The 8,148-nt window shown below is 64.8% G+C and carries 8 protein-coding genes; 5 read left to right on the forward strand and 3 right to left on the reverse strand.

Annotated elements, in window-relative coordinates; all coding sequences use genetic code 11:
- The first annotated feature begins 59 nt into the window (after positions 1-59).
- The 4 genes from EOA28_RS16515 (at position 60) to EOA28_RS16530 (ending at position 3,613) form a co-directional block, all read left to right on the forward strand.
- The gene (locus EOA28_RS16515) at positions 60-1,013 is read left to right on the forward strand and encodes an HlyD family efflux transporter periplasmic adaptor subunit (protein ID WP_127251357.1); all 954 of its coding nucleotides are present in this window, start codon (positions 60-62) and stop codon (positions 1,011-1,013) included.
- Positions 1,010-1,930, forward strand: coding sequence for an ABC transporter ATP-binding protein (locus EOA28_RS16520; protein ID WP_126080271.1), 921 nt, complete (start codon positions 1,010-1,012; stop codon positions 1,928-1,930). The genes EOA28_RS16515 and EOA28_RS16520 overlap by 4 nt, the downstream gene beginning before the upstream one ends.
- Positions 1,927-3,063 carry an ABC transporter permease gene (locus EOA28_RS16525; RefSeq protein ID WP_126080272.1) on the forward strand — a complete coding sequence of 379 codons (1,137 nt, stop codon included), beginning with the start codon at positions 1,927-1,929 and terminating at the stop codon, positions 3,061-3,063. The genes EOA28_RS16520 and EOA28_RS16525 overlap by 4 nt, the downstream gene beginning before the upstream one ends.
- A gap of 70 nt (positions 3,064-3,133) precedes the next feature.
- Positions 3,134-3,613 (forward strand): hypothetical protein, encoded by a 480-nt coding sequence (locus EOA28_RS16530; protein WP_189342067.1) that lies wholly within the window; start codon positions 3,134-3,136, stop codon positions 3,611-3,613.
- Between the two features lie 89 nt (positions 3,614-3,702).
- Here the strand turns inward: EOA28_RS16530 and EOA28_RS16535 are convergent, their stop codons facing one another.
- On the reverse strand, positions 3,703-4,680 hold the full coding sequence (locus tag EOA28_RS16535) for a threonine/serine dehydratase (protein ID WP_127251358.1): 978 nt from the start codon (positions 4,678-4,680) through the stop codon (positions 3,703-3,705).
- Positions 4,681-5,112: 432 nt separating this feature from the next.
- Positions 5,113-5,436 (reverse strand): hypothetical protein, encoded by a 324-nt coding sequence (locus EOA28_RS16540; protein WP_126080275.1) that lies wholly within the window; start codon positions 5,434-5,436, stop codon positions 5,113-5,115.
- Positions 5,437-5,616: 180 nt separating this feature from the next.
- Here EOA28_RS16540 and mbfA point away from each other — a divergent pair, with 180 nt between their 5' ends.
- Complete coding sequence (mbfA, locus tag EOA28_RS16545) at positions 5,617-6,600, forward strand: iron exporter MbfA (RefSeq protein ID WP_126063482.1); 984 nt, start codon at positions 5,617-5,619, stop codon at positions 6,598-6,600.
- 117 nt (positions 6,601-6,717) lie between these two features.
- On the opposite strand, the gene EOA28_RS16550 is transcribed toward mbfA, so the two are convergent.
- Positions 6,718-7,809: a TadE/TadG family type IV pilus assembly protein gene (locus EOA28_RS16550; RefSeq protein WP_348527731.1), complete on the reverse strand. Its 1,092-nt coding sequence runs from the start codon at positions 7,807-7,809 to the stop codon at positions 6,718-6,720.
- Positions 7,810-8,148: the final 339 nt, after the last annotated feature.

The raw sequence follows: 8,148 nt of genomic DNA on the forward strand, positions 1-8,148 counted from the left end.
GGCAATCTCGGGGCATTGCTAGCGGCGCGCGATGCGCCCGCCGGCAAGAAGGGCAAATCATGAGCATTCTCTGTTCGTTGCCGCTCGCGGCCCAACTGTTCGGCGCCTGCGCGCCGGCGGCACCCCTCGCCGTCGGCTATGTCGAAGGCGAATATGTGCTGATGGCGCCGATCGAAGTGGCCCAGGTGGCGACGGTGACGGTGAGGCGCGGCGACCGCGTCGAGACCGGCGCGGCGGTGGCGACGCTGGAAGATGCCGATGCCAAAATCGAGGTGGCGCAGGCCGAGGCCGCGCTTGCCCAGGCACAGGCGCAGCTTGCCGACCTGCAGGTCGGCAAGCGTTCGGAAGAGATCGCCGTGCTGAAGGCCGAGGTCGACATGGCAAAAGCCCAGGCCGCCGACGCCAAGCGCAAATATGACCGCGCCAGCGACCTCTACAAGCGCGGCACCGGCACGCAGGCCGACTACGACACCGCCTCGGCCTCGCTGGAGACGGCCAACGCGCAGGTCGGCCAGGCGGAAGCCAATCTCGCCGTCGGCAACCTGCCGGCGCGGCCCGAGACGATCAAGGCCGCCGACAACCAGGTCAAGCAGGCGCAGTCGGCCCTGCGGCAGGCTGAGTGGCGGTTGTCGAAGCGGGTGCTGACGGCGCCCTCGCCCGGACGCGTCAACGACGTGATCCGCAATCCCGGCGACACGGCCGGGCCGACCGCACCGGTGATCTCGATGCTGCCGGACGGCGCCGTGAAGCTCAGCGTCTATGTGCCCGAAAGCGCGTTCTCGTCGGTCAAGGTCGGCACCGCGCTCAGCGTCCATTGCGATGGCTGCGGGGCAGGGCTGAAGGCGCGCGTCAGCTATGTCTCGCCCGATCCCGAATTCACACCGCCGGTGATCTACTCGCTCGAGAACCGGCAGAAGCTGGTCTATCTCGTCGAGGCGCGGCCGGAGGGCGATGCCGGGCCGCTGCAGCCCGGCCAGATCGTCGATGTCGATCTCGCGGATATGGGGCAATGAACGCCATCGACGTCCGCGGCCTGGTCAAGCGCTTCGGCGACAAGACGGTCGTCGACCATGTGACGATGACGGTCGCCGAAGGCGAGATCGTCGGCTTCCTCGGGCCGAACGGCTCGGGCAAGACGACGACCATCCGCATCATGTGCGGGCTGCTCACGCCGGACGAGGGCGACGGCACGGTGCTGGGCTTCGACATCCGCACCGACGCGCTCAGGATCAAGCGTGAAGTCGGCTACATGACGCAGAAATTCTCGTTCTACGAGGATCTGACGATCGGCGAGAACCTCGAATTCGTGGCGCGGCTCTACCAGCTGAAGCCGGTCGAGCACTATGTGGCGAGGACATTGGAAGAGCTCGGCCTGGCGAGCCGCCGCAACCAGCTGGCCGGCACGCTTTCCGGCGGCTGGAAGCAGCGGCTGGCGCTGGCGGCCTGCATCATGCACAAGCCGAAGCTGCTTCTGCTCGACGAGCCGACGGCCGGCGTCGATCCCAAGGCGCGGCGCGAGTTCTGGGACGAGATCCATCGCCTGGCCGGCGGCGGGCTCACCGTGCTCGTCTCCACCCATTACATGGACGAGGCCGAGCGCTGCCACCGCATCAGCTACATCTCCTACGGCAAGATGCTCGCCGCCGGCACGGTCGACGAGGTGGTGAGGAATGCCGGGCTGACCACGTTCGTGCTGCATGGGCCGGGGCTCGACCAGGTCGCCCAGGCGCTGCAGGGGCGGCCCGGCGTCGACCAGGTGGCGCCGTTCGGCGCGACACTGCACGTCGTCGGCTCCGACAAGGCAGCGTTGGAAAAGGCGCTGGCCGACGTCGAGAAGGAGCACAAGGACGTGACGGTGACGCCGGGCGAGACCAGCCTCGAGGATGTGTTCATCCAGTTCATGTCCGGCTCGAAGGACAATATGGCATGAACGCGGTCTTTTCCTTCGCCAGGCTGGGCGCGCTGCTCACCAAGGAGTTCATCCAGATGCGGCGCGACCGCATCACCTTCGCCATGATGCTGGGCGTGCCGCTGATGCAGCTCGTGCTGTTCGGCTTTGCGATCAACAACGACCCGAAGAGCCTGCCGGCGGCCCTGGTGGCGACCAGCAGCGATCCCTACACGCGGGCGATGGTCTCGGCGCTGCAGACCACCGGCTACTACCGCTTCGACCATGTCGCGCAAAGTGCCGCGCAAGCCGAGTTCCTGATGGCGCGCGGCGACGTCTCCTTCGTCGTCACCATTCCCGCCGATTTCGCGCGCCGCGTCGAGCGCGGCGACAACCCGCAGATCCTGATCGAAGCCGACGCCACCGACCCGTCCGTCGCCAGCGGCGCCATCTCCACGCTCAGCACCGTTGCCGGCCAGGCGCTGCTGCGAGCCCAGGGCACCCAGGACGCGGCCAGGGAAGCGGCGCGCGGCCAGCTCGATGTTGTCGTGCACCGGCGCTACAATCCGGAAGGCGTCTCGCAATACAACATCGTGCCCGGCCTGCTCGGCGTAATCCTGCAGATGACCATGGTGATGATGACGGCGATGGCGCTGACCCGGGAAACCGAGCGCGGCACGATGGAAAACCTTCTGGCCATGCCCTCGAGCCCGCTCGAGATCATGCTGGGCAAGGTGCTGCCTTACCTGGTGGTCGGCGCGGTGCAGGTGGTGGTGGTGCTGGTGGCGGCGAAGCTGCTGTTCGGCATCCCCTTCGTCGGCAGCCTGACGCTGCTGCTCTCCTCGGTGCTGGTCTTCGTGCTTTCGCTGGTGCTGCTCGGCTACACGATCTCGACCATGGCCCGCTCGCAGATGCAGGCCATGCAGCTGACCTTCTTCTTCTTCCTGCCCTCGCTGCTGCTCTCCGGCTTCATGTTCCCCTATCGCGGCATGCCGGGATGGGCGCAGAGCCTTGGCGAGATCTTTCCGCTGACGCATTTCCTGCGCATCACCCGCGCGGTCATGCTCAAGGGCGCCGAGCTGCCGGCGGTGGCGACGGAAATCGGCTGGCTGGCGGTGTTCGTGGCGCTGTTTGCCGGGGTCGCGCTGGTGCGGTTCAGACGGACGCTGGATTGATAGGCACCGCCGGCGCGGTAGCCGAGACTATAGAGTGCATCGCCTGTGACGGGCCAATTCAGGTTGATAGATGCTGCGGGGCAAACTTCATATCCTTCCTTTGATCACGGGCAAGAAAGACATGCCCTTGCGTGTCGGAGCCGATCTCGGCCCAGTCCAGAAGCACCTTGGCTTCCCGAAATGGCTGTATGTCTATCAGAATCAGCCCTGCGGCTTTCTTCTTGGCTATGGCGACCTGGAGATCGACATTCTGACCCGCCGGAATCGGGCTCGCGTCAACCGCATCAGCATCAAGCTGTGGCACATGCCGGACGTCGCCAAGTCTTTACCTTTGAAGTGGAGCGGAAACAGCCAAATCGATCTCGATGGCTTCAGCCCAGCCATGAGACTTTCCTCCGCCAAGGCGCTGCTTACTGATCTCGGCCTTCACAGCGAAGAGTACCAAGTCGACAGTGCCTCCGAAACAGTGCGCCGCCTTGTGCTTCCCCATAGGAATTGCATTTCTTCCGAGGACCGGAAGAACCGATCCTTATGGAGATCCACTTCCTGACCTCAGAGGAAATCCGGCGAACCAAAGGTGATTGGGCCTTTTGAGCCACACAAGCTGAAGGCCTGACGCTTGTGGTAGGCGCAACAGTCCTACGCGGCCGTCATGATCTCGGCATAGGTACCGAAATCGACATTGCCGCCGGACAGGATCACGGCGACGCATTTGCCGGCGAGGTCGATCTCGCCGGACGAGAGCGCGGCAAAGGCGACGCAACCGCCGGGTTCGACCACCAGCTTGAGATGGGCCATGGCGTCGCGCATCGCTTGCGCGGCGGCCTTGTCGGAGACGGCGATGGCGCCGGCGAGATTCCTGCGGTTGATCTCGAAAGTGATGGCGCCGGGCTCGGCAGTCAGCAGCGCATCGCAGATCGAGCTGTGGCCGGGATCGTTCGAGACCCGCTCGCCCTTGGCCAGCGAGCGGCGCGTGTCGTCGAAATGCTCGGGCTCGACGGCCCAGATGGCGGTTTGCGGCGAAGCGTCCTTGACGGCGACGGAAATGCCGCTCGACAGGCCGCCGCCGCCGCAGGGGATGACGACGGCGTCGAGCGCCACGCCGAGCGCCTTGGCCTGCCGCATCAATTCCAGCCCGATCGTACCCTGGCCGGCAATGATGGCCGGATCGTCGAAGGGCGGCACCAGCGCCATGCCTTGTTCGATATAGGGGCGCACGACCGTCATGCGGTCATCCTTGAAACGGTCGAACGTCACCACCTCGGCGCCCATCCTGCGGACATTGCCGATTTTCATCGCCGGCGCGTCGGCCGGCATGGCGATCACCGCCTTGACGCCGAACATCGCGGCCGACGCCGCCACGCCCTGCGCATGGTTGCCGGACGAGAAGGCGACGACACCGCGGCCCCGCTCTTCCTCGCTGAGCGTCGACAATTTGTTGTAGGCGCCGCGGATCTTGAAGGAGCCCGTGCGCTGCAGCGTTTCCGGCTTGAACAGGATGCGGCCGCCATGGCGCCTGTTGAGCTCGGGCGATTCGATCAGCGGCGTTTCGACGATCAGGCCGGAAAGCCGCTCGGCGGCGGCGCGGATGTCCAGGATGCCGGGCAGGGTGGTCATGGTGGGCCTTGCGAAAGAACGCGATCGCCCATGGTGCACGCAAAAGGCCGGCGCGCGCCAACGAAAAAATGTGACGGGGACAAGGTTTGGCGGTGGTGCGCTGGCGCGCCTTCACCTTCGTCGGGAGTTTTGGCTACCGCCAATCGCAAAAGGCTGATGCTGTCCCGGGTCGCTGGGCTTGTCTTGATACTGGACGAGAAAGCGCTGTGGCTGAAAGTGGCGCCGGGCGGAGCGGGCGCTGTTGGCGCGACCTATGCGATTAGCCGAGTCCCCTATCCCTTCGTCATACTCGGGCTTGACCCGAGTATCCATGCCGTGACCTTTGCCATGCGCGCGACGGTGCAGAATTCTGTACCCGCTGCAACGCCTTAGCGTCACGGCATGGATCGGGAATGTGGCCACGGCCAATCGCGGTCCTTGCGAACGCCCCCCTCACCCCAGCAGCGTCGGCGTCCGCTTCTTGCCGCCGAGCTTGCGCCAGGTGTTGAAGCGGTGGGTGGCGGCGGCGAAGGATATCTTCATCTGCTGGGAAACCGTGTAGCGCGACTTGCCTTCGTCGAACATGCGGTAGCAGCACTCCGCGCCCTCCTCGGTCAGCTTGCCGTCCGGCGTCTTGTTGTGCGGGTTGGCGGGATCGAATTTCTCGAGCTGTTCCTCGACCAGGCCCTTCAGGCGCCTCAGGTCGGCCTCGATGCTGGCGATGAGATCGAGCACCGGCTTGGCGTCGAATGCGTGCGGCGGCTTCTTCTCCGTCATTGCGTTGGTCTCCTTCGATTTCGGCTGTCGCGTCAATATAGGTTAACATTCGGCAATAATGAAGGGGCCGCTCCGAGCACGTCTGGTCATCCATTTTCGCGCGCGGCGGTGGCCTTCGCAATTGACGTTGGGCGCTTGAAACCATAGTTTAGAATCATTCTAAACTAGAGTGATCCCATCATGCTTTCCCGTGTTTTCGGCTTCGGCCGCCGTTCCTTCGATTCGCTGTCGGAGCAGGAGATCCTGGCGCTGGCGATCTCCTCCGAGGAGGATGACGGGCGCATCTACCGCGCCTATGCCGATGGCCTGGCGCAGGACTTTCCGCAATCGGCCAAGGTGTTCGAGGCGATGGCCGAGGAGGAGGACGGCCACCGCGACTCGCTGATCGAGCTTCACCGCAAGCGATTCGGCGACCGCATTCCGCTGATCCGGCGCGAGCATGTGAGGGGCTATTACGAGCGCAAGCCGGACTGGCTGGTGCGGCCGCTCGGCATCGAGCATGTGCGCCGGCAGGCCGAGGACATGGAGCGGCAGGCCTACCGCTTCTATGTCGAGGCCGCCAAGCGCACCACCGACGCCTCGACGCGCAAATTGCTCGACGATCTCGCTCTGGCCGAGCAAGGCCATGAGAGCTCGGCGCACGAACTGGAGCAGCAGCACGTGCCGGGTGCGGTCAAGGAGGAGGAAGCGAGCGCCGAGCAGCGCCAGTTCATCCTCACCTATGTGCAGCCGGGGCTGGCCGGGCTGATGGACGGCTCGGTGTCGACGCTGGCGCCGATCTTCGCCGCCGCCTTCGCCACCCATGCGACTTTCCAGACATTCCTCGTCGGCCTCGCCGCCTCGATCGGCGCCGGCATCTCGATGGGTTTCACCGAGGTCGCCTCCGACGACGGCAAGCTGTCGGGGCGCGGTTCGCCGCTCAAGCGCGGCCTGACCGTCGGCATCATGACGACGCTGGGCGGGCTCGGCCACGCGCTGCCCTACCTCATCCCCTATTTCTGGACGGCAACGATCGTCGCGGCGGTGGTGGTGTTCTTCGAGCTGTGGGCGATCGCCTTCATCCAGAACCGCTACATGCAGACGCCGTTCTGGCGCGCCGCCTTCCAGGTGGTGCTGGGCGGCGCGCTGGTGTTCGGGGCCGGCGTGCTGATCGGGAACGCCTAGAGCAATTCCAGGAAAAGTGTGAGCGGTTTTCCGTCCGGAATTGCGTAAAAACAAGGAGGTAGAGCGGTTCGCCGTTTCCGTGAAACGGTGAAACGCGCTAAGCCGCGCCCTACTGCGTCAGCACCGTTTCCGACGGGCGCTGGTTGTAGTCGCATTTGCCGGTGGTGGTGTAGAAGAATCGGCGTTGCTGACGTCGGCGGGCACCGGGTTGCCGCCGTCTTCCCAGGCCTGGTAGCCGGGCTGGCCGCAGGGCACCGCGGTGAAGATGTTGACGGTCTTGCCGGTCGCCACTTCCGGCGTGTTGGTGGCGCTGGTGCCGATATAGAGCCGGTTCGAGGTGGCGGGGTCGTTCGATTTCAGCACCTTCGGGTTGCCCGACGGCACGTCCATCTCCAGATAGAGCTGGTCCATCTGGCTGACGTCGATCACCGCGCCGGCGCCATTGGCAGGATAGAAGGTGTCGGCGCAAGAATATCTGGTGCCGTATTGGTCGGTCTGGATCACTGATCCGGCGGGCAGGCTCTTCTGCAGGGACTTTAGTGTGCCGGTCGTGCACACCTGTTTTTGCACCACTGTGCTGGTGGAGCCGTTGACAGTGCTCACCGTGGTCGTGCCGTAGCCCTTCGGATCGCCATAGCCGTTATAGCTATAGCTGATCGTCATCAGCGGCTTGGCCACCGTGGCGCCGAACTTGGTGCCGTAGAGCGTCATGGTCTTTGCCCAGTAACCCGACACCTTCGTCACCTTGAAGGTGGACTGCACCAGCGCCGGCGTCTTGCGCACCGCGGAGCCGACGCCGACCTGCACCGTGTCGATCCGTGCGATCTGCATGAAATTGGTCGGCATTGGATAGTTGGCCGTGGCGGTGAAGGTCGCCGCGCCGAAACTGTCGACATTGACGCTGGTGAGCGTCGCCGTGCCCTGGCCGCTATTGGCCGCATAGGCCTGCTGCAGCGCCGTCTGGCGGTCGGCCAGCGATGTCGTCGTCGGCAGCGTGGTGATCGAGATGATCGCGGCGTCGAGCGCGTTCTGCATGTCGCTGCGGGTCGTCACCGCCGAGGTGTAGTCGACCGAAAAGCCGACTGCCGTCACCAGCGGGATCGTCAGCAGCACCATCATCGGCATCATCGAGCCGTCGCGGCTAGCAAGGAAGCGCCTCGCCATTCCGGCCAGCGCGGCCGGGCTGAACTTTCGGGCAGAACTTGGCATGCTTAAGGCCTTCATCATCGCGGCATCGGAGCCGGTTTACCATCCGGGCGCGGAGCATGCCCTAAAGCGGTGGAGGAATGTTTAAGCGGTTTTGAATGTTTCGTGTGCGGCCCCTTCGCCCCGTTTACGGGGAGAAGGTGGATCGGCGCGTAGCGCCGAGACGGATGAGGGGTGAGTCAGCCGAACGATGATCATCGTCATCCGCGGCGCAAGGTGCCCACCCGTCGACGACGGACTCACCCCTCATCCGCCCTTCGGGCACTGCGGCCCTTCGCTATCGCTCCGGGCGTTCGTCGCTCGGAAAGCCAAGCAATTGGCTTTCCCTCCGCTGCGCGGACC

The organism is Mesorhizobium sp. M2A.F.Ca.ET.067.02.1.1 (assembly GCF_004023285.1).
In the GTDB taxonomy this organism is placed as follows: domain Bacteria; phylum Pseudomonadota; class Alphaproteobacteria; order Rhizobiales; family Rhizobiaceae; genus Mesorhizobium.

What these genes read in the sequence shown, in the direction of transcription:
- EOA28_RS16515 (WP_127251357.1), top strand. Translation starts at nt 60, where the DNA reads ATGAGCATTCTCTGTTCGTTGCCGCTCGCGGCCCAACTGTTCGGCGCC.
- EOA28_RS16550 (WP_348527731.1), bottom strand. Translation starts at nt 7,809, where the DNA reads ATGCCAAGTTCTGCCCGAAAGTTCAGCCCGGCCGCGCTGGCCGGAATG.
- mbfA (WP_126063482.1), top strand. Translation starts at nt 5,617, where the DNA reads ATGCTTTCCCGTGTTTTCGGCTTCGGCCGCCGTTCCTTCGATTCGCTG.
- EOA28_RS16530 (WP_189342067.1), top strand. Translation starts at nt 3,134, where the DNA reads ATGCTGCGGGGCAAACTTCATATCCTTCCTTTGATCACGGGCAAGAAA.
- EOA28_RS16540 (WP_126080275.1), bottom strand. Translation starts at nt 5,436, where the DNA reads ATGACGGAGAAGAAGCCGCCGCACGCATTCGACGCCAAGCCGGTGCTC.
- EOA28_RS16535 (WP_127251358.1), bottom strand. Translation starts at nt 4,680, where the DNA reads ATGACCACCCTGCCCGGCATCCTGGACATCCGCGCCGCCGCCGAGCGG.
- EOA28_RS16520 (WP_126080271.1), top strand. Translation starts at nt 1,010, where the DNA reads ATGAACGCCATCGACGTCCGCGGCCTGGTCAAGCGCTTCGGCGACAAG.
- EOA28_RS16525 (WP_126080272.1), top strand. Translation starts at nt 1,927, where the DNA reads ATGAACGCGGTCTTTTCCTTCGCCAGGCTGGGCGCGCTGCTCACCAAG.